This window comes from Streptacidiphilus pinicola (genome assembly GCF_003258295.1).
GTDB classification, from domain to species: Bacteria; Actinomycetota; Actinomycetes; order Streptomycetales; family Streptomycetaceae; genus Streptacidiphilus; species Streptacidiphilus pinicola.
The window spans coordinates 53,392-77,219 of sequence record NZ_QKYN01000022.1; the positions used below are offsets into that span (position 1 = coordinate 53,392).

The window sequence follows — 23,828 nt, forward strand, 5'->3', positions numbered from 1 at the left end:
TGGCATGAATGGTCTGAGCGGCGTGCGCCGACTGGCCCACCGCGTGGTGTCGATGCGGCTGCCGTCGGGCAAGGCGCTGACGATCGGCCTCGCCTGCGCCCTGACCCTGGCGGTCGCCCTGACCGGCTACCTCGGTGTCCAGGTGCACCGGCACCACCAGCAGGACCTGCGCGAGCAGGACATCCTCGGCGCCGCCCGTCAGGAGGCGCTGAACTTCACCTCGGTCGACTACCGGGACTTCGACCGGGACAGCAACAACGTGCTGAGCGGCGCCACCGGGGACTTCAAGACCCAGTTCGCGGCCCAGGCCAAGCAGCTGAGCAGCCTGGTGACAGCCAACCAGTCGGTCTCCCAGGGCCAGGTGCTGGACGCGGGCATCGTCCGCGCGGACGGCGACTTCGCCCGCGTGCTGGTGGTCGCCGACAGCAAGGTCACCAACACCGCCGCCCCCGCGGGCCAGGTTCGCAACTACCGCCTCCAGCTCGACCTGGTCCTTACCGGCGACCGCTGGCTCACCTCCGACGTGTCGTTCGTCGGCTGAACCGAACCGGAAGGAACCGATCACCATGGCGCCATCGACTCTCCGGGGACGTGCTGACTCGACTCGCTCCCGCCAGGCACGCCCGGCCGGCCTGGCCGCAGCCGAACGCGCGGCGGCGAAGCGCGCCGCGCGGAAGCTGGGCGGGGGTGACGCGGACGCATCGTCGGACACCGCAGGGACCACGGGCGTGGTCGACACGGCCGCGACCACCGAATCCACCTCGACCGGGGCGGAGCCAGGGGCGGCCGGCGCGGCCGCGAGGGCCGAGACCCCGTCCGGCGACCGTGCCCGCAGCGGCCCGCGCCTGCTCCCGCTCGGTCTCTGCGCGGGCCTGATCGCGGCGTTGGTCACCGCGGTGCTGCTCGGCCTCCAGTACCGCGCCGCCGAGCGGACCGACCAGGCGCGCAACGAGGCGGTGGCAGCCGCCAGGACCGCCGCGCCCGTGATCTTCTCCTACGACTACCGCCACCTCGACGCCGACTTCGCCACCGCGTCCGGCTACCTCACCGGCGCCTTCCGCTTCCAGTACGCCCGGACCACCTCCACCGTGGTCAGACCCACGGCTGCGCAGTACCACGGCGTCGTCAAGGCCACCGTCGCGGCGCCTCCGAACGGGGGCGACGCGGCGGCCGCGGTGGTGTCCGCCTCGCCCGACCAGGTGGTGGTTCTGCTCTTCGTGAACCAGACCACGACCAGCACCGCGATCACCGGTACCCACCTCGACCAGAACCGTGTCCGGATGACGATGGTGCGCACCGCCCAGGGCTGGAAGGTCGACGCCGTCGACGCGCTCTGAAGGGGATCCGTAAGGGCTGACCTCGAGTCACGAACGTGGGCATGCTCGAAGGGTGTGGCCGACGGCTCGCGCCGTCGGCCACACCTCAGTCTGCGTCAGCCCAGGTTCCACTGCTGGTTCGAGACTCGGTCCCCCCGGAGCCGAACGGCCGGCCGTGCTCGACACGACCCCCGACGGGCGCACCCGCTACCTCGGCCTCGACGGCATCACCGACGACATCGACGCGGCGTTCTTCGCCTCGGACGGAATCCGTCGGGTGCGCGAAGCGGTCGCGGGCAGCCTGCTCCGCGCACTGTCCCTTACCGCCGGCGCAGGGCGGATCGGCGCCCCCGTGGCCAGGCCGGGCAAGGTGGTCTGTATCGGGCTCAACTACCGTGACCACGCCGAGGAGATCGGTGCGGCGATCCCGGAGCGTCCCGTGGTCCTCATGAAGGACCCCGGAACGGTGGTCGGCCCGTTCGACGAGGTGCTGATCCCGCGCGGCTCGCGCAAGACGGACTGGGAGGTCGAGCTCGCGGTCGTGATCGGGCGGCGGGCCCGCTACCTGGACTCCCGCGAGGAGGCGCTGGCCTGCGTCGCCGGGTACGCGATCAGCAACGACGTGTCCGAGCGGGAGTTCCAGCTGGAGTTCTCCGGCCAGTGGGACCTCGGCAAGTCCTGCGAGACGTTCAACCCGCTGGGCCCGTGGCTGGTCACGGCGGACGAGGTCGACGACCCGCAGGCGCTCGGCCTGCGGCTGTCGGTGGACGGCGTGCTGCGGCAGGAGGGCCACACCAAGAGCATGATCTTCGACGTGGCCGAGGTCGTCCGCTGTCTGAGCCAGTATCTGGTGCTGGAGCCCGGCGACGTGGTCAACACCGGCACTCCGGCCGGTGTGGCCCTCGGTCTGCCCGGCCATCCCTACCTGCGCCCCCGCCAGACCGTCGAGCTGACCTCCCTGCTGCCCGACGCCAACCGGCGCGGCGTCTCCGTGGTCGTCGGCGGCGTCTTCAACTCCGGCCTGCTGGCGGACCCGACGCCTGCCGCCACCTTCGACTACGCCCCCGCGCCCGCCGCTCTGCTGGAACGGGCCCTGCGCCTCAAGGACCTGTGCGGCGAGGCGGGCGTGCCGCTACGGGCCGCGGCCGTGCAGTTCCCCCTCGGCCATCCGGCCGTCGCAGGGGTCCTGGTCGGCGCGCGCAGCGCCGCCGAGGCCCGCGACGCCGCCGAGATGGCCCAGGTGGACATCCCGGCGCAGCTGTGGGACTCGCTGCGCGCCGAAGGTCTGCTGCCCGGGGATGCCCCCGTGCCGACCTCGTAGCGGGCGGCGGCGACACCCGCGCCGCGCGGACAAGCCCGAGGACGGCCCGTGGGTCAGCGGGTGGAGTCCCAGGGCTCGGAGCCCGGTACCTCGCCTGCGGCGCGGAGGGCTCCCAGACGGTCCGTCAGCAGACCCGTCATGGCCCGCACACCGTGGCCGATCGCCCGCTCGTCGGCGGCGAAGTCGGGGGTGTGCGGCGCGCCGTTCATCCCCGCCTCGGCGTCCGCGACGCCGAGGTAGAACTGTGCGCCTGGGGCCTCGTTGAGGAACAGGCTGAAGTCCTCGCAGTTGAAGGGCCAGGAGGCCCGGGCCCACAGGACGGACTCCGGCCCCAGCGCCGCGCTGAGGTACCGGCCGGCCGCCCTGCTGAGCTCCGGCGAGTTCACCAGGGCGGGGAACGGATCGCCGGTGAACTCGACGTGCCCGCCTGCGGCGGCCGCGAGCCGACTGACCTGCTCGCGCAGCTCCGGATGCCGCTCCGGCGGCCAGATGCGCAACAGTCCGTTCAGGACGGGCCGCGCGTCGGAGGTCTGCGCGGTCCACTGGGCGACACAGACGGACTCCTGGACGGACGCGGCCGTTTCGGGATCCAGCAGGGCACGGAAGCCCGCGTCGTAGTCGGCCAAGCTCTGCGGGAACCCGACGGTGCCGAGCTTCGCCACCTCGGCCGCGAGGGCGGCCGCGGCCGCTTCGTCGCCGCCCGGCAGCACGATCCGGAAGTGGTCGAGCCCGGGCAGGCCGTAGCCCGGAGACACCCCGATCCTGCCGGAGGGGTACGGACTGCAGTGCACCGAGTAGAACTCGCGCGGCGCGAGCCGTTGCACCAGGCCGGTCGCCAGCATCGCGCGGGCGCCCTGCAAGGGCTCCTCGGCCGGCTGGAAGACGAACACCAACCGTCCACGCACCGACGCGGATTCCTGAGCCAGCGTTCGGGCGATGCCGACGCCGATCGCGGTGTGCAGGTCGTGCCCGCACAGATGCGCGACGCCAGGGACGCGCGAGGCGAAGCCCTCGTCGAAGGCTTCGTCCGTCGTCCGGAAGGGCAGCACATTGGTCCGAGCGTCGACGGCGTCCATGTCCGCCCGGTACGCCACCGTCGGGCCGTCGGCGGACCCGTCGAGCACCGCGACGACTCCGTGCCCGCCGACGCCGGTCGTCACCTCGAGCCCGGCCGCGCGCAGCTGCTCCGCGACCAAACCCGCCGTCTCCCGCTCCTCGCCCGCGAGTTCGGGGCGGCGGTGGATCTCCCGGCGGAGCTCGATCAGTTCTTCGTCAAGGGTTGCCACCGCCCAAGCTTGCGCCCGGCCTTCGGCTTTGCGCACGCCAATATTCCTCCGAGCCTGGACGATGAAAGCTACATCGTGCTTCCTCCCCGATCACCGCAGGTGAGCCCGCCGAACTGCGCCGATGGCAGGCGGCACCGTTGACGTCCGCCGACGCACCGGCCGACTCTCGGGGCACCGTCGGCGGTCCGGACCCACCACCACCCGCGATGCTCCGGCGGCACCCCACCCGCCGAGAGAAACCGGTCCAGCCCATGCGAGCCCCATCGCGCACGTTACGCCTGCCCGTGTCCCTGGCCACCCTGGCCCTCCTGGCGGCCGCGCCGCTCTGGAGCTCCGCACCGAGCGCGGGCGCCACCACCGTCCCCACCGCCGCTGCCACCACCTCCGCGACGGTGAGCGTGAACGCCGCACAGTCCCTCGCCACCGTGCCCGTCACCGGGATCGGCACCAACGCCTCGGTCTACGACAGCAAGCTGACCGACGCCGCCGTTCCGGGTCTGCTGAAGCAGGCAGGCGTGGGGTTGGTGCGCTTCCCGGGCGGCAGCTCGTCCGACAGCTACAACTGGAAGACCAACAGCGACCTCACCAACGGCACCCAGGCCGTCGACTTCGACCAGTACGCCACCATGCTCCAGCAGTCCGGCGCCCAGGGCATGGTGACGGTCAACTACGGCAGCGGCGACACCATCGGCGCGAGCGAGACCCCGGCCGAGTCCGGTGCGCAGCTGGCAGCCGACTGGGTGAGGTACGCCAACATCACGCACAACTACCACATCAAGTACTGGGAGATCGGCAACGAGGTCTACGGCAACGGGACCTACGGCGCCGACTGGGAGACCGACAAGCACTGCGCGGCCGGCACGAACCCGAGCAACTGCGGCCCGGCGGTGTACGCGCAGAACGTCAAGGCGTACATCGCCGCGATGAAAGCCGTCGACCCGACCATCCAGGTCGGCGTGGTGCTCACCGCGCCCGGCAACTGGCCGGACGGCGCCACCTCGGCGGGCAGCCCGCAGCCGTGGAACCAGACCGTGATGACGGCGCTGGCCGGTCAGATCGGCTTCGCGGACGTGCACTGGTACCCGCAGAACCCGAGCAGCGTCACCCCGCCCGGGCCGACGGACGCGGGCCTGCTCGCCGACGCGGCGCAGATCCCCACCATGGTCGGCACCCTGCACGCACAGCTCGGCCAGTACGCGGGGAGCAGCTCGGTGCCGATCATGGTGACCGAGACCAACTCCGTCTCGTCCAACCCCGGCAAGCAGACCGTCGGCCTGGTCAACGCGCTGTTCCTGCCGCAGGACTACCTCGGCTGGCTCGCGAACGGCGTCTCCAGTGTGGACTGGTGGCAGATCCACAACGGCATGGTGACCACGGGCGACAACGGATCCTCGCTCTACGGTTCGGCGAACTACGGCGACTACGGCATGCTCGCCGACGGAAGCTGCGCCACAGCCGCCGGCGCGCAGCTGTGCGAACCGTCGGCCGACACTCCCTTCCCGGCCTACAACGGCATGACGCTCCTCAGCCGGTTCGTCCACCCGGGCGACACACTGGTCTCCGCCGGCTCCAGCCAGTCCCTGCTGCAGGCCTACTCGGTGAAGGCCGGCGACGGCTCGCTGCGGGTCCTGCTGGTGAACGACGACCCGGCCAACAGCTACCAGGTGAACCTCTCCTACGCGGGGTTCAGTCCCGCCTCGGGAACCCCGACCGTGACCACGATGGCGGGCGCCACGGCCGCGCTGACCACCGCGAGTGCCGGCACGGCCGGGTCGCAGACCGTCGCGCCCTACAGTGCGGCGCTCTTCACCCTGCAGCCGGGCAGCGCGGTGACCCCGCCGACCACCCCCGGCACGCCCACCGCCTCGGGGCTCACCAGCGGCTCGGTGAACCTGAGCTGGAGCCCGTCCACCAGCTCCACCGGCCTGGCGGGCTACGACGTGGTGCAGGTGTCCGGCAGCACCGAGACCGTCGTGGCCTCACCGACCAGCGCGAGCGCGACGGTGAGCGGCCTGCAGCCGAACACCGCCTACACCTTCGCCGTCTACGCCAAGGACACGTCGGGCAACCGCTCGGCCCGCTCCGGCACCGTCACGGTGACCACGGCCGCGGCGACCGGCGGAAGCTGCAAGGTCGGCTACTCGGTGAACGACTGGGGCGGCGGCTTCACCGCCACCCTGGTCCTCTCCAACACCGGCAGCACACCGGTGAACGGCTGGACGCTCTCCTTCAACTGGCCCGGCAACCAGCAGCTGACCAGCGGCTGGAACGCCAACTGGAGCCAGTCGGGCAGCACCGTGACCGCGACCAGCCTCTCCTACAACGGCGCGCTGGCACCGGGCGCGAGCACCACCGTCGGGTTCAACGCCTCCTACTCGGGCGGCAACCCGGCCCCCGGCAGCTTCGCCCTCAACGGCGCGGCCTGCGGCTGAAGCCGGCCCAACCGGGGCTGCCCGTCCTCGAAGGAGAGCCGCCGCGTCGGGCGGCACGCCGGGACCACGTGGTTTCTCGCGCTGCTGGGCGTCCTGGCAGCGCTCCTGCTACCGGCGCAGGCCACCGCGGCCACCGCGTCGTTCACCTGAGCCGCGACATCGGCCTCTTCCAGGACACCGACGGCACCGGCTACCTGCTGGACACCGGCGCGGGCACCTGGCCCCCGACTCCGGCATCCCGACGAACGCGGTGCACACCCTGACGAACGCCAACAGCTCCATGCTGATGGACGTCTCAGGCGGCTCCACGTCCAACGGCGCTCAATGCCGAGCCGATCGCGTGGATGGCGCGTCAACAGCGTTTCTGGCCGGCCGGTCGAACCGCCTCGAAGCCGGTGACACGTACCCGGACGGAGGGTGGCAGGATCTGACGTTCATTCAAGAGTTGAAGAAAGCGCGAACTCTTGACGCCCTTTTGGGTTCCTGGCTCCATGTTGGGAGCGCTCCCAATCACCGTCCGGCGTCCAAACAGAGGAGACAGGGCCGTGACCGCCAAGCCGACGCTCGCCGAGGTCGCCACACGCGCCGGCGTGTCCACTGCCACCGCGTCCCGCGCGCTCAGCCGGTCCACCCGGGTCAGCCGGGAGGCGCGGACCGCCGTGGAGGAGGCGGTCGCCGAACTCGGCTACGTCCGGCACCGCGCGCCGCGGGCGGGCTCCCGCGACACCGGTGCGGTCGCCGTGGTGGTCTGCGAGGACATGCTGCACTACCAGTCCGACCTCTTCTACAGCCGCCTGCTGGTCGCGGTGGAGCGTGCGCTGGTGCCGTACGAGCGCGAGCTGCTGGTACTGACCGCGCTGCGGCACACCTCGCGCCCCTCCCTGCTGCGCTTCCTGCGCGGCGGCCACGTCGACGGCGTGATCCTCGTCGGACTGCGCGGCGAGGACGCGCTGCCGCGCCTGCTGCGCGCGGCGGACGTGCCTGTCGTGTCCATGGGCCGCCCGCCGGGAGGCGCGGAGGTCCCCTTCGTCGACGCCGACAACGTCGGCGGCGCGATCGAGGCGGTCCGTCACCTCCAGGTCCACGGCCGCCGTCGGATCGCCACGATCGCCGGGCCGGTGGACATGTGCGTCGGCGTCGACCGCCTCACCGGCTACCGCCGCGCGGTCCGTCTGACCGGCGCCGCCCGCGAGATCGTCGCCCACGGCGACTTCACCGTCGCCTCCGGCGACCACGCCATGATGCTTCTCCTCGAACGCTCCCCCCGCGTCGACGCGGTGTTCGCCGCCTCCGACCCCATGGCCGCGGGCGCGCTGCGCGCCCTGACCCGCCTCGGCGTCCGCGTCCCCGACGACATCGCCCTCATCGGCTTCGGCGACGACCCCCTGGCCCGCCGCACCTCCCCACGCCTCACCACCGTGCGTCAGCCGGTCGAGGAGATGGGCGCCCGCGCCGTCGCCGAGCTCGTGGGCGGCGGCGCGGTCCCGGGCCGGGTTGTGATGGACACACAGCTGGTGGTCCGCCAGTCGGCCTGAGCCGGGCCGGGGCGCGGAGCTGAGCCCCGCGCCCCTTACGGTCAGCCTCCTGGGGTGATCGTCGGGAAGAGCTGGGCGAAGGAGTCGAAGGCCGTGGCGATGTCCGCCTCGGCCCAGAAGCGGTGGTAGTTGAAGACCGGGGCCGCCCCGCCGTTCAGGTAGGACTGCACCTTCGACCACTGCGGGTCGTTCTTGTACCACTGCCGGATGGACAGGAAGGTGTTGGTGTTCGTCGAGCTCAGCACCGTGCCGTCCGGGTAGGTGCCGGTCCAGCCCGGAGGGACGTAGAGGCCCTCGTGGGTGGTGGGGCTGTAGGCCTGGGTGAAGCGGCTGTAGTCGGTGCGGGTCTCCGGCGCGGAGTAGCCCAGCGCGTCGGAGTACTTGCTGTGAACGATGTCCAGGATGTGCTGCGCGAAGTCGCGGGACGTGGTGTCCCCGGACTTGGCGGCGTAGTAGGTCAGGGTCTTGGCCAGCGAGCCGGCCACGCCCAGGTCCGTGGCGCTGCCGCTCGCGGTGACGTGCAGCGAGGCGTTGGCCCCGGGGCTGGTCGCGTTCCAGGTGTCCGGCGCGCCGCTCCAGGAGAGGGTGCCGGGGGTGGTCAGCGTGCCGGTCGTGGGGTCGGCGGTGGAGACGGACATCGCCCACTTGACCCATTTGTCGAGCACGACCTTGGCATTGGCGTCGCCGGTGGCGTAGTAGTACTCCGCCACCCGCTCCATCGCCCAGGTCTGGAAGCCGAACCAGGAGTTGCTCGCCGGGTCGTGGTACTCCGGCTCCCAGTCGTAGTAGAGGCCGTAGAAGGTCGGGTCGCCGGCCGGCGGCGCGGAGACGTCGCCGTAGTTGCCGCCCCAGCTGTTGGTCGCGCCGCCCGCGATCGCGCCCTCGCTGGACTGCAGCCAGCGGAAGAACTGCAGCTGCTTGGTCAGGCTCCCGGACCAGTCGGCCGCGGCCGTCGGCGACTTGGGTGTGAGGTCGGGGTCGTTGGCCAACGCCCAGGCGGCCAGCGGGTTCTGGTAGCCCTGGTGCGCCGTGGAGCCGGAGATGCGCCACGACCAGGAGCCGTCCGCCGCGCCACCCCAGGCGAAGTACCACGTCAGCAGGCCGAGTTGCTCATTGGCCTTGGAGGTGCCGGCCGGGCAGGTCGTCGAGCCGTTGCAGTTGCCCGCCTGCTTGAAGTACTTGTCGTAGAGCGCGTAGCGCAGGTAGTCGCCCAGCTTGGACGCCTTCGCCAGGGTGCCGCTGATGACCGAGGACTTGCCCTGCGCCTTGGCGAAGGTGTCGGCCCAGTACGCGGCCTGCACCAGGCGCGCATCGGCGTCCGGGGCGTCGGTGTACTTGTACTGCTTGGCGTAGGAGCCGCCGCCGTCGTTGAAGAGGCTGAGGAAGCCGGAGCTGGAGTTGCCGTACTTGAAGACGTCGCAGTCGGGCTGCGGGATCGTCTCCCAGACCGACTCCTCCGGGCCGCGCTGGTAGGAGTTGATCAGGCTCGGCTTGCTGGTGCCGTCCTCGCAGGTCCCGAACCCGTACTTGTTGTCGGTGTCCATGATCCAAGCCGGCGAGTACATGTCCGAGGTGCCGTAGGTGGAGGTGAGCTCGGCGGCCAGCGGGTCGGTGCCCACGGGTACGGAGGAGTTGAGCTTGACCGGGTACTGGTCCGGCTGCGGCAGCTCCGGGCCGTAGGTGGCGGGCTTGGCGGGGTTGTAGGTGGACTGACCCGGCTGCTGGGCGTGGCTCGGGATCATGTACGTCTCGAGGTTGGTCCAGGCGTTGTTGAAGCCCGACCAGTCACCGGTCACGCGCCCGTAGTCGGCCTCCAGCCACAGCCAGTAGCTGTAGGTCTCCGAGGTCGTCTCGTGGCCGTAGTCCGGCGCCTCCACGATCAGCGTCTCCACCGAGTGGTAGGGGATGCCGAGCGGGCTGAAGTAGCCGTTGTTCGGGTTCTTGATCTTCGAATAGAGGTCCAGGAAGTACTGGTCGTATCCGGAGACCTTGGTCGACTCGGTCGCGGTGACCGAAGCCGAGCCGTAGCCCGTCGCGGTCGCCGTGAACGTCGCCGTGCCGCCGGCCTGGGACGCGGCCGTTCCGGCGGTGACGGTCACGTTCTGCGCCGTGTTCCAGTTCGACGGCGTGAACGTCAGCGTCGTCGGCGACGCGCTCAGGTCCGTGTCGGTGCCCGACTGTGCCACCGCGACCGTCACGTTCGCGGACGGCGCGGAGGAGAGCGTCACGCCGAAGGTGCCGCTGGAACCCTGCTGCACGGTCAGCGTGTTCGGGTTGACCAGGATGCTCGGACCGGTCACGTTGATCGCGACCGGTGCCGAGGTCGTGGTCAGGCCCGCGTTGTCCGTGGCCACGGCGGTGATCGAGTACGTGCCCGCCGCGACGTTCGCCCAACTCGCCGTCCACGGAGCGGCCGTGGCGGTGGCAACGAGCGTCTGGGAGCCGGTGCCCGAGCTGGCGTAGTAGTCGACCTTGCTGACCGTCCCGTCCTGGTCGGCCGCGGTTGCCGCCAGCGGCACGGTCGCGCCCGGCTGGAAGACCTGCCCGGGCGTGGGCGAGGTGACGCTGACGGTCGGCGGCTGGTCCGCGCCGCCGCAGACCGTGCCGTTGACGGCGAACACCGTCGGCGCGGTGTTGGCTCCCGAGTAGGAGAAGTTGGCGTCCGTGGTGTAGCTCGCGCCCGCCGCGATACTCGCGGCGTAGCCGGGCGCGGTGACCGTGACGTTCTTGCCGGACTGGGACCAAGTGCCGTTCCAGCCGCTCGACAGCGTCTGGTTGCCCGCGTAGGAGTAGGTCAGCACCCAGTTGTCGATGGCGGTGGTGCCGGTGTCCTTGATGGTGATCCCGGCGCTGAAGCCGGAGCCCCAGTCGTTGGTGTCGACGTAGGTGACGCTGCACGACACCGAGGCGGCACTGGCCTCGGTGGGCATGGCGAGCGCCCCGCCGCCGGTGGCGACGAGCGCGAGCGCGCCCGCCGAGGAGAGCAACGCCAGCAGCCTGGCGCGCAGATGACCGCGTCGCATGTGCGACCTCCCGTGGTCGGGTGGGGGAGCGATGACGCGGGAATTGTGCGGTCGCTGTGCGCGTACGGTCAGGGCGTCGCGGAGCCGGGAACGGACGGAACGTCACCGAGCTGCGGCGATGCGCGACGGGAGGCCGCCCTGGCCGTGTACATTCCACGCCCGCGCCGGAGCCGCCCGGCGCGGGCGCGGGCGTCAGGGGTGCTCGACGGTGACGACGGCATGCAGGCGGCGGGTGTGGTCGACCTCCCGGGCCGGGCCCGAAAGGAGCAGCGGCACCCTCATCCGGTGGTCGGTGCTGCTGGCGGAGATCCGCAACTCCAGCTCGCCCGGTTCGACCAGGCGCCGGCCCCGGCGCCCGGTGAAGGAGGCCAGATCCGCGGGCAGCTCCAGCACCACCCGGCAGCGTTGCCCGGCGTCCAGGGGGAGGCGCCGGTAGCCGACCAGGCGCTGCACCGGCTGGACCACGGAGGCCACCGGGTCGTGCAGGTAGAACTGCACCACCTCGCAGCCGGGGCGCTCGCCGCTGTTGCGGACCTCGAAGGCCAGCCGGAAACAGCCGTCGGTGCCCGTCTCGGCGACCGCCACCTCGAGCGACGACCACGCGAACCGGGTGTAGCCGAGCCCGTGCCCGAACCCGTAGGCCGGGCTCGTGCTGGTGCTGGAGACCTCGCCGTCCTGCGCGAGCCGGGCGGCCAGATACGTGGAGGGCTGGACGGTGCTCTGGCGCGGAACGCTGACCGGCAGCCGTCCGGAGGGGTTCACCCGGCCGCTGAGCACACCGGCGATCGCCTCGGTGCCCGCCTCGCCGGGGAAGAACGCCTGCACGATCGCGGCCGCCTCCGTCTCGGCCCGTCCCAGCGCGTACGGGCGGCCTGCCAGCATGACGAGCACCACCGGCGTGCCCGTGTCGAGCAGGGTGTCGAGCAACTGTTGCTGCACGCCCGGCAGTTGCAGCGACACTGCGTCGCAGCCCTCGCCGCTGGTGCCACGGCCGAACAGACCGGCCCGGTCTCCCAGGGCCAGCACCACGACGTCGGCGCCGCGCGCGCAGGCGACCGCCTGTGCGAAGTCCGCCGTGCTGTCGCCGTCGATCGTCGCGCCCGCCGTCGCGACGATCTCCGCCTCGGGGAACTCGACCTCCAAGCAGTCCCGCAACGTGGGCAGTTCGATGCCGATCGGGGTGTCCGGGTGCTGCCCGCCGACGTGCACGGGGAAGGCGTAGCAGCCCAGCACCGCCGTCGGCGCGTCAGCGTTGGGGCCGACCAGGGCGATTCGGGCGGGCCTGCGCAACGGGAGCGTGCCGTCGTTGCGCAGCAGCACCACCGCCTGCTCCGCCAACTCGCGCGCCAGCCGCCGGTTGGCCGGGCGGTCCAGATCGATGCTGCCGCGCAGCGCCTCGGGCGCGTCCAGGTCGGCGGTGCGCAGCGCCGGCGGAAGGGGGTCCCAGTCGGGGTCGAGCAGGCCGAGCTGTGCCTTCTGGACCAGGACCCGCCGCAGCGCGCGGTCGACCAGCGCCTCCGGGACGGCCCCCGACCCGACCGCGTCGAGCAGCGGTCGGCCGAAGGTCCGCACCGTCGGCAGCTCCACATCCACCCCGCCGGCGAGGGCGAGCCCCGCGGCCTCGGCCCAGGTGCCGGCGAGGCCGTGCAGCAACTTGAGGAAGGCGATGCCGAAGTAGTCGGCGACGACGGTGCCCTCGAAGCCCCAGGCGTCCCGGAGCAGGCCCGTCAGCAGCTCCTCGTCGGCGGCCGAGGGGATGCCGTCGGTGTCGGTGTAGGCGTGCATGACCGAGCGGGGGCGGCCCTCGCGCACCGCCATCTCGAAGGGCGGAAGGATGACGTCGGCGCGCTCGCGCGGGCCCATGGTGACCGGTGCGAGGTTGCGTCCGGCCCGCGAGGCGGAGTAGCCGGCGAAGTGCTTGAGGGTGGCGACGATCCCGGCGGACTCCAGGCCCTGCACGTAGGCGGTGCCGATGGTGCCGACCAGGTAGGGGTCCTCGCCGATGGTCTCCTCGACGCGCCCCCAGCGCGCGTCGCGCACCACGTCCAGGACCGGGGCGAGGCCCTGGTGGACGCCGACGGCCCGCAGGTCGGCGCCGATGGTGGCGGCCATCGTGCGGACCAGCGCGGGGTTGAACGTCGCTCCCCAGGACAGGGGGACCGGGTAGGCGGTGGCGCCCCAGGCTGCGAAGCCGGCCAGGCATTCCTCGTGGGCGATCGCCGGTATGCCGAACCGGTTGGCGGCGGCGATGCGCTGCTGTGAGCGGGCCAGCGACAGGGCGCCGACGGCGGCGTCGACGGGGGCGGTGCCGAAGGGCCGGGTCAACTGGCCCAGGCCGTGCGGCAGCAGCTCGTCGAGGTCCGGGGGCTCATCCAACTCGTGCTGGTGCGGGGCGACTTCGTCGCCCTGGTCGGAGGCGCCCACCCAGACGCCGACGAGCTGGGCCGTCTTCTCGCGCAGCGTCATGGCCGCGATCAGGGCGTCCGCCCGGGTGCCGGGGTCGAGGGAGGTGTCCCGCCACACGGCGGAGCCGAGCCCGGTCCCGGGGGCGGGGTTCAGGTTGCCGGTCACTTTCCTCCGACCCCCATCAGGCCCTGGACCAGGGCACGGCGGGCGAACAGGTAGACGACGAAGATGGGCAGCATCGACAGGACCACGGCGCTGAGCAGGCCGGGGACGTCGACGCCGTGTTCGGTCTGGAAGTTGTAGAGGCCCAGGGTGATCACCTTGGTCGAGTCGGACTGGGTGAGGATCAGCGGGAAGAGGAAGCCGTTCCAGGCCTGGAGGGCCGAGAAGACGACGACGGAGGAGAGCCCGCCCTTCGACAGCGGCAGCACCAGTTGCCGGAAGACCCGCCACGGGGAGGCCCCGTCGATCGCCATCGCCTCGTAGAGGTCGGGGGTGATGTCGCGCATCGCGCCGGTCAGCACGAGCGTGCACACCGGCATCGAGAACGCGGCGGTCGGCAGGATGACGCCGATCAGGTGGTCGTAGAGCCCGGCCTGACTGATCACGTAGAACATCGGCACGATGACCGCCTGCGCGGGAACCGCGAGGCCCAGCAGGAAAACGCGGAACACCAGGCTGATGGTCCGGCCCCTGGCCCGCACGATGGCGTAGGCCAGCGGCGGCACCGCCAGCAGCACGATGCCGACCACGCCGGCGGTGACGATCAGGGTGTTGAGGAAGTCCTGGCCGAAGCCGTTGTCGAAGGCGCTGAGGTAGTTGCCGAGGGTCAGCTGCGAGGGAAAGCTCAGCGGGCCCTGGGTGGAGTAGTTCGAGGTGGTGCGCAGGGTCGAGATCAGCAGCACGTAGAGCGGCACGCCGACCAGCACGAGCCACACCAGGGAGCCGAGTCCGGCCCCGTAGTTGGGACGTTGGGCGTTGGGACGTTGGGCGAGGGAACGCTGCCGCATCAGATCCCCTCCGCCGTGCTGCGCATCTTGTCGTAGCCGGACAGCCGCACCACCGCGAGCGAGACCAGGGTGGCGACGACGACCAGCACCAGGGCGACGGCCGAGCCGGCCCCGAAGTCGAACTCCTTGAAGCCCTGTTGGTACATGTAGTAGGCGCTGACGGTGGTGTCGGTGCCGGGTCCGCCCTGGGTGAGGATCAGCACCGTGTCGAAGGTGGTCAGGCCCCCGACCACCATCAGGATCACCGAGGTGATCATGGTGTTGCGCAGCTGCGGCAAGGTGATGTGGAAGAACTGCCGCACCGTGCCCGCCCCGTCGATCGCCGCGGCCTGGTAGAGCACCTGGGGGATCGCCCGGGTGCCGCCCTGGTAGAGCAGCGCGTGCAGTGGCGTGAACTGCCACATCCCGACGAAGGTCAGCACCGCGATCGAGCCGGCCTGACTGCCCAACAGATTGCCGTTGCCGAACAGCCATGGCAGCTGGCCGGGGAGGCCGAAGTTGGGGTCCAGCAGGGCGCGCCACAGCACCGAGACCGCGGTCGCGGAGAGCAGCAGGGGGACGAAGAAGACCGCTGACAGCACGGCCCGGTTGCGCTGCGGGCCGGCCGCCCAGACACCCAGCAGGATGCTGACGGGCGTCTGCGTGACGACCCCGAGCGCGGTGAGCAGCAGCGTGAGCCAGACGCTCTGCGTCATCACCGGGTCGTTCAGCAGCTTGGTCCAGTTCGCCAGCCCGTTGAAGTGTGGCGCGGTGATGCCGTCCCAGCTGGTGAAGGACAGGACGGCGACCAGCACCAGGGGCAGGACGGCGAACAGCAGGAAGAAGACGGTCGCGGGGATCGCCCAGCCGAAACCCGGCCGGGTCGCCCCGGCCGCGGTGCGGCGCGCCGTGCGCCGGCGGCCGGCGACCGCGGCGAAGGAGAGAGCGCTCATCGGTGGTCCGCTCAGGAGTTGGGCAGCGACTGCATCGCCTGGATGAAGCCGTTCGCGTCGGTCTTGCCGTCGAAGAACTCCTGGACGGCCGTGTGGATCGGTGTGGTCGCCGCCGGCGGATAGGCCTGGTCCCAGGACAGCTGGAACGAGGGGGCCGCCTTGACCAGGTTGAACTGGAACTGCGAGTAGGCCGGGCTGGCCGAGGCGGCCAGGAAGTTCGCCGTGCCCGTGGTGGTGGGCAGGTTGCCGATGGCCAGCTGGGCCTTCACGAACTCGTCCGAGTACATGAGCTTGAGGAAGGCCGCCACGGCGTCGGGGTGCTGGGTCTTCTTCAGCACGGAGTAGAAGTTGTTGGTGTTGCCGACCACGTCGTTCGGGTCGCCCTTGCCGCCGGCGACGGACGGGAAGGCGCTGTAGCCGAGGTCGTTCTTGGCGAAGTCGGGGTTGCCCGACTGCTGGGTGGAGTACTCCCAGGAGCCCATCAGCTCGAAGGCGGCCTTGCCCTTCGCGAGCAGCGCCGGTGACCCGCCGTCGGTGAACTTCACCGAGTCGAAGTTGCTGCCGAAGGCGCCGGCGTCGACCAGTTGCTTGAGCATGCCGAGGGCCTTGGCGCTGTCCGGGCTCGCCCAGGCGCTCTTGTCGCCGGAGAGGGCCTTCTGGAACAGGCCCGGCCCGGCGACGCGGTCGAAGACGTACTCGAACCACATGAGGGTGGGCCACTGGTCGCCGCCGCCCAGCGCGATCGGCGTCACCCCCTTCGCCTTGAGGACCTTGACGTCGTTGATCAGGTCGTCCCAGGTCTGCGGGGCGCTCAGGCCGGCGTCGGCCAGGACCTGCTTGTTGTCGAAGAGCAGTACGGGCTGGGTGCCGCGCATCGGGACGCCGTAGGCCTTGCCGTCGATCACGGCTGTGTTGAACACCGACGGGAGGAAGTCGGACTTGAGCGCCGGGTCCTTGGCGATCATGTCGTCCAGGGGGAGCAGCAGGCCGTCCTTGACGTAGGGCGCGATGCTGCCGCCACCCCAGTTGAAGAAGATGTCCGGGGCCTGCGGGGTGTTGATGATCGTGTTGAGCTTGGACTGGTAGTCGGCGCCGGGGATGGTGTCCAGCACCGCCTTGACCTTCGAGGTCCGGTTGAAGGTGTCGACGATCTGCTGCTCGACCGTGTTGCCGGCGTCGCCGTAGACCAGGACGTGAATCGTCCCGGAGCCGGCGGAGGAGGCCGACCCGCCGCCGGACCCGCACGCCGTGGCCAGGGCGAGCACCAGCGCGGTCGTGGCCGCGACGGCGGCGAATCTGTTCGGGGATGCGCCCTTGCGCCGAGCGCCGGGAGGAGAATCCATGCGAGCCCGCTCCTTCGATTGTTTCGAAGAGATTGCCGAATGTTGTGGGAATCTAGGGGGAGGACGGACCACCGTCAAGGGCTTGGCGGCTGTGGATCAGGGACGTACCGCCGGGCCGTCCGACCGGCTAGCATCCGTCCCGTACGGTCGCGCCGACGGCCGACTTCGCAACTCGGGGCAGCACTGGAGGAGCTCGTGGACAGAGCGGCGACACTCGCCGAAATCGCGCGCGAGGCAGGGGTGTCCGCGCCGACTGTTTCGAAGGTCCTCAACGGCCGGGCGGACGTCGCGCCCGCCACCCGGGAGCGGGTCGAGGAACTGCTGCACCAGCACGGCTACCAACGCCGGCGCGGCACCGGCACGCCCACCGGCCCGCTGCTCGAACTGGTCTTCCACGAGCTGGAGAGCGCCTGGGCGATGGAGGTCATCCGCGGCGTCGAGAACGTGGTGCGCGAGGAGGGTATGAGCGTCGTTCTGTCGGAGTCGTCCGGACGGCTCAGCCTCGGTCAGTCCTGGATGGAGGGGGTGCTCGCCCGGCGCCCCACCGGCGTGGTGCTGGTGCTGTCCGGGCTGGACGAGGCCCAGCAGGCGCAACTGACCAGCCGTGACATCCCGTTCGTGGTGATGGACCCGGCCGGCGACCCGGGCGAGCACGTGCCGGCCGTCGGCGCCACCAACTGGAACGGCGGCCTGGCCGCCACCCGCCACCTGCTCGACCTCGGCCACCGGCGAATCGGCATGATCGCGGGACCGCGCGGCATGATGTGCAGCCGGGCCCGCATCGACGGCTACCGCGCCGCCCTGGAGACGGCCGGCGTCGCCTTCGATCCCGACCTGGTACCTGAGGGCGACTTCCACCACGAGTCCGGCCACCGGGCCGGCCTGGAGCTGCTGCGCCGCCCGGACCGGCCCACCGCGGTGTTCGCCGGCAACGACCTGCAGGCGCTCGGACTGTACGAAGCCGCACGGGAGTCGGGCCTTCGTATCCCGCAGGACCTGAGCGTGGTGGGCTTCGACGATCTGCCGGTGGCCCGGTGGGTCGGTCCGCCGCTCACCACGGTGCGCCAGCCGCTCACTGAGATGGCCGAGGTGGCCACGCGCATGGTGATCGACCTCGCCCGCGGCACCCCGCCCGCCACCCTCCGGGTCGACCTGGCCACCAGCCTGGTCGAGCGCAGCAGCACCGCCCCGCCGCCCGGTCGTTGACGCACGGGCAGACAGCCTCTAGGGTCGCCGCCGGCATTCGGCGGCAAGTTTCGGCAGCACAGTCGAAATTTCGCCGAGATCCGCACCGTGGCGGCGTCCGGGTGCGACCACTACCGTGGAGCCGTGCTGAGCAACCGTTCCATCCCGAGCAGCACGGTGATCCCCGTGCTGGTGTATCCGGACGTCCGCGCGGCGGTGGCCTGGCTCACGGCCGCGTTCGGGTTCGCCGAGCGGGTGCGCATCGGCGAGGACCACCGCTCCCAGATGCGCATCGGGACGGACGGAGCGATGATCGTCGCCGATGTCCACGGAGAGCGCACGCCGCCGCGTCCGGGCGCCGAGACCCACGTGATCAAGGTCCGGGTCGAGGACGTGCGGGCCCTGTTCGAGCGGGCCCGCGCCGCCGGGGCGACCGTGCTCCAGGAGCCGACCGAGTACCCGTACGGCGAGCGCTCCTTCTCCGTGGCGGACCTCGGCGGTCACCACTGGGAGTTCTCACAGACCTTGCGCGACGTCGCACCGGCGGAGTGGGGCGGCGTCGCCGTCGACGAGTGACCCGCGTCGGCCCCGGACGTCCGCGAGCGGCGTTCCCGGGGCCCGGCCGTGGCCTGTCGCGCTGAGCGCGCGGGGCGTCAGTTGCAGCGGGCGCTGCCGGAGTCGCTGTAGTTCAGCGCCGAGGAGTCGAAGCCGGGGCCGGCCAGGACCGGCTTGTAGTCCCAGCTGTAGCCGTGCGGCTTGAGCGTGAGCTTCATGACGCCGAACGCGCCGGCCTGCGCCGTCACCACATTGGGGTTGGCGTAGTCGCCCGGCGTGCCCGCCAGCGTGTCCAGCGCCTCGCCGCCGGAGCCGATGACGAACTCCGGGATGCCGTGCGCCGGGTCCGACTGCCCGTCCGGGTTCATCGGCCGCAGGCGCGCGTAGGCGTGCTCGTGACCGTTGAGGATCAGCGTCGCGTGGTTCTGGTACAGCAGCTTCCACCACGCGTCGGCGGCCGCCCCCTCGACGCCGCCGGCGCCCGGCGCGGACGCGGGGACCGTCGCGGTGGCGGCCGTCGTGGCGCTGAACGTCGGCTGGTGCCAGTACGCGATGGTGCAGGGGCGGTCGTTGGCGGCCAGGTCCTTGGCCAGCCAGTGCGTCTCCTGGCCGAGCAGCCCGCCGTCCGAGGTCGAGCAGTCGTGCTTGAACGCGTCCGAGTCGCACTCGGCGTTGAGCGAGACGATGTGCCAGTTGCCCAGGTTGTAGGAGTACCAGCCCTGGTTGTCGGCCGTGTCGTCGCCCGCCTGGCCCTGGTTGGTGGGCGCGCCGGACTGGTCGTGGCCGTTGAAGTAGCCGAAGTACCCGGTGCCGTTCTGGCCGGCCTCCTTGTCGCCCTTCTTGGCGTACGGGTAGTACTCGTGGTTGCCCGGGGCCGGACGCTCCAGCATCTTCAGGCCACCCCAGGCCTGGTCGAAGGACTGCTGGAAGTCCGTCAGCTTGCCGACCTGGTACTGCTCGTCACCGAGCAGCGCCACCGCGTCGGGGTGCATGTCCGTGGCCTGCTTGGCGGTCGCGAACTCGGCGCTCATCCCGCCCAGCGTGGGGCTGCCGCACTTGAGCGACGTCGGCGTGCCGGCGTTCTCGGCGTCGTCGGGCTCGCAGGCGATGTCACCGACCGCCGCCAGCGTGTACGTAGCGGCACTGTGGTGGGCGTAGGGCCAGTCGTTGTGGCCGCCGCCCTGGTTGGCGGCGGCGACGGCGGTGCCGGTGACCGCGAGAACGGCCAGTCCGACGGTGGCAGCGGAGATCTTGGTGGCGCGGCTCATGGGCGATGTCCTTCCACGACAGGTGGTCACCGCACGTTAGAGCATGGATCTAACAGCTGACACAAACAGCCTCTAACGCTGCGATGAACACCTTCACGGGCGGTCGGCCGGATGAGCTGCTGCCACGACGCCTGGGAGCCGGACCGCGTCCCGGCGCGCAGACTGGAAGGGCTGTTGCCCTGAGCCCTGCGACCGTTCAGGTGGTGAACCATGGCAGAGGCCGCCGACGCCGTGCGGACCGTGATCTTGACCGTGGACGACGATCCCGCCGTCTCCCGCGCCGTGGCGCGGGACCTGCGCCGCCGGTACGGCGACCGGTACCGGGTGGTCCGCGCCGAGTCCGGCGACTCGGCGCTGGAGGCGCTGCGGGAGCTGAAGCTGCGCGGCACACCCGTCGCGGTGATCCTCGCCGACTACCGCATGCCGCAGATGAACGGCATCGAGTTCCTCGAAGAGGCCCTCGACCTGTACCCCGGCGCCCGCCGGGTGCTGCTCACCGCCTACGCCGACACCAATGCCGCCATCGACGCCATCAACGTCGTCGACCTCGACCACTACCTGCTCAAGCCCTGGGAACCGCCCGAGGAGAAGCTGTACCCCGTGGTGGACGACCTGCTGGCGTCCTGGCGGGCCACCGACGGACGCGTCGCGGACACCACCAAGGTCGTCGGCCACCGCTGGTCGGCGCGCTCCTCGCAGATCCGGGAGTTCCTCGCCCGCAACCAGGTGCCCTACCGGTGGTACTCGGTCGAGGAACCGGAGGGCGCCAGGCTGCTCGCCGCCGCCGGCAAGGACGCGCTGCGGCTGCCGCTGGTGGTCACCCCCGACGGCACCGCGCTGGTGGAGCCCACCGAACGCGACCTCGCGGCGCACGTCGGCCTGTCGACGACGCCGGCGGCCGACTTCTACGACCTGGTCATCGTCGGCGGCGGCCCGGCCGGCCTCGGCGCGGCCGTCTACGGGGCCTCGGAGGGCCTGCGCACCGTCCTGGTCGAGCGCGAGGCCACCGGCGGCCAGGCCGGACAGAGCTCCCGCATCGAGAACTACCTCGGCTTCCCCGACGGCGTCTCCGGCGCCCAGCTGACCGACCGGGCACGTCGCCAGGCCACCAAGTTCGGCGCGGAACTGCTCACGGCCTGCAAGGTCACCGGCCTCGAGGTCAACGGCGCGGCCCGCACCGTGCGCTTCGCGGACGGCTCCGCCGTCTCCGCCCACACCGTGATCCTGGCGACGGGCGTGTCCTACCGGCAGCTCGACGTGCCCGGCGCCGCCGAGCTGACCGGGAGCGGGGTCTTCTACGGCTCGGCGCTGACCGAGGCCGCGGCCTGCGCGGGCCAGGAGGTCTACATCGTCGGCGGGGCGAACTCGGCCGGCCAGGCCGCGATGTTCCTGTCCCGCAGCGCCCGGCGCGTCACCCTGTTGGTGCGGGCCTCGCAACTGTCCGCGTCGATGTCCTACTACCTGCTCCAGCGCGTCCAGGACGCCCCCAACATCGCGGTGCGCACCGAGACGGTCGTCGAGGCCGCCCACGGCAAGGAGCACCTGGAGGGGCTGACCCTGCGCGACCGGGCCACCGGACGGAGCGAGACGGTCGACGTTCAGTGGATGTACGTCTTCATCGGCGCCGAGCCGCTGACCGACTGGCTGGACGGCACCGTGCTGCGGGACGCGCACGGCTTCGTCCTGACCGGCCCCGACCTCACCGCCGACGGGAGCCCGCCACCCGGCTGGGCGCTCGACCGGTCCCCCTACCACCTGGAGACCAACGTCCCGGGCGTCTTCGCGGCCGGGGACGTGCGCGCCGAGTCCGCCAAGCGGGTCGCCTCCGCCGTCGGCGAGGGCGCGATGGCGGTCATGCTCGCCCACCGCTACCTGGAGCAGTCATGAGCGGCGGCTGGGTGCTCTGCGACGAGCAGGAACTGCGCAAGCTGTTCCTGTTCGAGAAGCTGACCCCGGAGCAGCTCACCCAGCTGTGCCGGGACGGCCACGTCGAGTGGTTCGACGCCGGACCGGTCTACCGGGAGGGCGATCCGGCCACCAGCTTCTACGTGCTCTTCGAGGGCACCGTGGTCCTCTCGCGCCGGATCGGCGAGCAGGAGGTGGACGTCAGCCGCACCTCCGCCCCGGGCGTCTACGCCGGCGCCTTCCAGGCCTACCTCGGCGACCAGGTGCCGCAGCTCTACAACAACTCGCTGCGGGTGACCGAGCGTTCACGGTTCTTCGTGCTGCCGGCCCAGGCCTTCGCCCAGCTCATGCAGGACTGGTTCCCGATGGCCGTGCACCTGCTGGAAGGCCTGTTCTTCGGCTTCAAGAACACCCAGGAGGCGGTCGGCCAGCGCGAACGGCTGCTCGCGCTCGGCTCGGTGACGGCGGGGCTCACTCACGAGCTCAACAACCCGGCGGCCGCCGCCGTCCGCGCCACCGCCTCGCTGCGCGAACGCATCGCCCGGGTGCGCCGTGAGTTCGGCGAACTCGCGGCCGACCCGCGCCGCGGCCAGGAACTGACGGACCTGAACGACCTGCAGGACATGACGATCAGTGAGATCGGCCAGGCTCCGGCGCTCAGCCCGCTCCAGTCGGCGGACCTGGAGGACGAGCTCGGCGACTGGCTGGAGAGCCGCGGGATCGCCGACGCCTGGGAGCTCGCCCCGGTCCTCGTCCAGGCGGGCCTGGGCACCGCCTGGCTGGACCGGATCGCCCAGGCCCTGCCGGACGAGATGCTCGGCCGGGCTCTCGACTGGCTCGGCTGCACCGTGGAGGCCGAACTCCTGCTCGGCGAGATCGAGGACGCCACCGGCCGCATCTCCGCCCTGGTGGGCGCGGCCAAGGAGTACTCACAACTCGACCGCGCCCCCTACCAGAACGCCGACCTCCACGAACTGCTCGACAGCACCCTGCTGCTGCTCACCGCGAAGCTCGCCCCGGACATCACCGTCGTCCGCGACTACGACCGCACCCTGCCGAACATCCCCGGCTACCCGGCCGAACTGAACCAGGTCTGGACGAACCTGATCGACAACGCCGCCTGGGCCATGCGCAGCACCGGCAAGGGCGGAACCCTCACCGTGCGCACCGCGCGCGACGACGCCCACGCGCTCGTCGAGTTCCGCGACACCGGCCCCGGCGTGCCCGAGGAGGTCCAGAGCCGGGTCTTCGACCCGTTCTTCACCACCAAACCCGTCGGCGAGGGCACCGGCCTCGGCCTGGACATCTCCTGGCGCATCGTCGTCACCCGCCACGGCGGCGACCTGCGGCTGCGGTCCGTGCCCGGCGACACCCGTTTCCAGGTCCGCCTCCCGATCGATCCGCCACCGCGTCCCTGAACGGACCGCCGTCAGCCGGTCTGCCCGCTCGGCCGCATGGTGATCTGGTTGATGTCCACGCCCGCGGGCTGGTTGAGCGCGAAGACGATCGTGTCCGCGATGTGCTCGGGCGTCATCACCGGCGCGGCCTCGGGCGTGCCGCCGCGCTGGTCCCAGAACGGGGTGTCCACGACGCCGGGCGCGACGACGGTCACGCCGACCCCGTCCTTGCCGACCAGCAGCCGCGTGTTCTCGGCGAGCGCGTGCACGGCCCACTTGGTCACCGAGTACAGGTTGCCCGGCGTGTGCCGCACCCCGGCGACCGAACCGATGAACACAATGCGCCCCTTGGACTCCCGCAGCTGCGGCAGTGTCTCGCGCACCAGCAGGGCCGGTCCCAGCACGTTGGTGAGGACCATCGCGCGCATGTCCTCGGGGGCGTGACTCTCCAGGTTCCCGGGCAGCGAGTACCCGGCGTTGGCGACGACGTTGTCCAACCGGCCCCAGACGTCCACCACCTGACGCACGGCGGCGGCCACGTCGTGCTCGTCACTCGCGTCACCGGTGATCGTCAGCAACCGCTCACCCGCCGCGGCCGAGGCGGCGAACGCCGCCAGCTTCTCCGCGCCGCGCCCGGTGACGGCCACGCGGTGGCCCTGCTTGAGCAGGGCACGAGCGGTGGCGGCGCCGATTCCTGTCGAACCACCGGTGATCAGCGTGACAGGTTCCATGGGACGGTCTCCTCAGCGATGGGGCGGGGGCAACCGTTCCCCCCGAAACGCCAGCACTATATCCAGTGATCACCCCGCCGAGCGGGAAGGCGCTGCCGGGGTCGACGGGCTCGGCGAGGCAGCGGTGCCGGTCGGGCTGGGGCTCGGGCAGCCGGTCGGGGAAGGGGAGGGGCTGCCGGATCC

General features: G+C 71.5%; 16 protein-coding genes and 1 pseudogene. 9 read left to right on the forward strand and 8 right to left on the reverse strand.

Annotation, left to right across the window (positions count from 1 at the left end; genetic code table 11):
• Positions 1-4: 4 nt before the first annotated feature.
• The 3 genes and pseudogenes from DN069_RS05310 to DN069_RS41315 form a co-directional block, all read left to right on the forward strand.
• Complete coding sequence (locus tag DN069_RS05310; RefSeq protein WP_341538439.1) at positions 5-541, forward strand: hypothetical protein; 537 nt, start codon at positions 5-7, stop codon at positions 539-541.
• Between the two features lie 187 nt (positions 542-728).
• The gene (locus DN069_RS05315; RefSeq protein ID WP_341538440.1) at positions 729-1,337 is read left to right on the forward strand and encodes a hypothetical protein; all 609 of its coding nucleotides are present in this window, start codon (positions 729-731) and stop codon (positions 1,335-1,337) included.
• 154 nt (positions 1,338-1,491) lie between these two features.
• Positions 1,492-2,268, forward strand: a pseudogene (locus tag DN069_RS41315) (fumarylacetoacetate hydrolase family protein); the annotation flags it as partial.
• A gap of 422 nt (positions 2,269-2,690) precedes the next feature.
• On the opposite strand, the gene DN069_RS05325 reads toward DN069_RS41315, so the two are convergent.
• Positions 2,691-3,923, reverse strand: coding sequence for a M20 metallopeptidase family protein (locus tag DN069_RS05325; RefSeq protein ID WP_111499651.1), 1,233 nt, complete (start codon positions 3,921-3,923; stop codon positions 2,691-2,693).
• Between the two features lie 284 nt (positions 3,924-4,207).
• Here DN069_RS05325 and DN069_RS05330 point away from each other — a divergent pair, with 284 nt between their 5' ends.
• Together DN069_RS05330 and DN069_RS05335 are read left to right on the forward strand one after the other, a co-directional pair.
• Positions 4,208-6,355, forward strand: a complete 2,148-nt coding sequence (locus tag DN069_RS05330) for a cellulose binding domain-containing protein (RefSeq protein ID WP_111499652.1) — start codon at positions 4,208-4,210, stop codon at positions 6,353-6,355.
• 545 nt (positions 6,356-6,900) lie between these two features.
• A complete protein-coding gene (locus DN069_RS05335; RefSeq protein ID WP_207892052.1) occupies positions 6,901-7,890 on the forward strand; it encodes a LacI family DNA-binding transcriptional regulator in 990 nt (329 codons plus the stop codon).
• A 41-nt stretch (positions 7,891-7,931) separates the two neighbouring features.
• On the opposite strand, the gene DN069_RS05340 is transcribed toward DN069_RS05335, so the two are convergent.
• From DN069_RS05340 to DN069_RS05360, 5 genes are all read right to left on the reverse strand, one after another.
• On the reverse strand, positions 7,932-10,913 hold the full coding sequence (locus tag DN069_RS05340) for a glycoside hydrolase family 48 protein (RefSeq protein WP_111499654.1): 2,982 nt from the start codon (positions 10,911-10,913) through the stop codon (positions 7,932-7,934).
• Positions 10,914-11,105: 192 nt separating this feature from the next.
• Positions 11,106-13,436, reverse strand: a complete 2,331-nt coding sequence (locus tag DN069_RS05345; protein ID WP_481557182.1) for a beta-xylosidase/alpha-l-arabinosidase — start codon at positions 13,434-13,436, stop codon at positions 11,106-11,108.
• Between the two features lie 44 nt (positions 13,437-13,480).
• The gene (locus DN069_RS05350; protein WP_111499655.1) at positions 13,481-14,329 is read right to left on the reverse strand and encodes a carbohydrate ABC transporter permease; all 849 of its coding nucleotides are present in this window, start codon (positions 14,327-14,329) and stop codon (positions 13,481-13,483) included.
• Entirely contained in the window at positions 14,329-15,261 is a 933-nt protein-coding gene (locus DN069_RS05355) for a carbohydrate ABC transporter permease (protein ID WP_111499656.1), read from the reverse strand. Before DN069_RS05355 ends, DN069_RS05350 begins: the two co-directional genes overlap by 1 nt.
• Positions 15,262-15,272: 11 nt before the next feature.
• Entirely contained in the window at positions 15,273-16,604 is a 1,332-nt protein-coding gene (locus DN069_RS05360) for an extracellular solute-binding protein (RefSeq protein ID WP_111499657.1), read from the reverse strand.
• A gap of 195 nt (positions 16,605-16,799) precedes the next feature.
• Here DN069_RS05360 and DN069_RS05365 point away from each other — a divergent pair, with 195 nt between their 5' ends.
• Positions 16,800-17,810, forward strand: coding sequence for a LacI family DNA-binding transcriptional regulator (locus DN069_RS05365; protein ID WP_243638922.1), 1,011 nt, complete (start codon positions 16,800-16,802; stop codon positions 17,808-17,810).
• 123 nt (positions 17,811-17,933) lie between these two features.
• Positions 17,934-18,365 carry a VOC family protein gene (locus DN069_RS05370; RefSeq protein WP_111499659.1) on the forward strand — a complete coding sequence of 144 codons (432 nt, stop codon included), beginning with the start codon at positions 17,934-17,936 and terminating at the stop codon, positions 18,363-18,365.
• 77 nt (positions 18,366-18,442) lie between these two features.
• Here the strand turns inward: DN069_RS05370 and DN069_RS05375 are convergent, their stop codons facing one another.
• Positions 18,443-19,612 carry a metallophosphoesterase family protein gene (locus DN069_RS05375; protein WP_111499660.1) on the reverse strand — a complete coding sequence of 390 codons (1,170 nt, stop codon included), beginning with the start codon at positions 19,610-19,612 and terminating at the stop codon, positions 18,443-18,445.
• A 210-nt stretch (positions 19,613-19,822) separates the two neighbouring features.
• Between DN069_RS05375 and DN069_RS05380 the strand changes: the two genes are divergently transcribed.
• The gene (locus tag DN069_RS05380) at positions 19,823-21,499 is read left to right on the forward strand and encodes an NAD(P)/FAD-dependent oxidoreductase (protein ID WP_111499661.1); all 1,677 of its coding nucleotides are present in this window, start codon (positions 19,823-19,825) and stop codon (positions 21,497-21,499) included.
• Positions 21,496-22,935, forward strand: a complete 1,440-nt coding sequence (locus tag DN069_RS05385; RefSeq protein WP_111499662.1) for an ATP-binding protein — start codon at positions 21,496-21,498, stop codon at positions 22,933-22,935. Before DN069_RS05380 ends, DN069_RS05385 begins: the two co-directional genes overlap by 4 nt.
• Before the next feature lie 11 nt (positions 22,936-22,946).
• Here DN069_RS05385 and DN069_RS05390 read toward each other — a convergent pair whose 3' ends face one another.
• The gene (locus tag DN069_RS05390) at positions 22,947-23,645 is read right to left on the reverse strand and encodes an SDR family oxidoreductase (RefSeq protein ID WP_111499663.1); all 699 of its coding nucleotides are present in this window, start codon (positions 23,643-23,645) and stop codon (positions 22,947-22,949) included.
• Positions 23,646-23,828 lie beyond the last annotated feature (183 nt).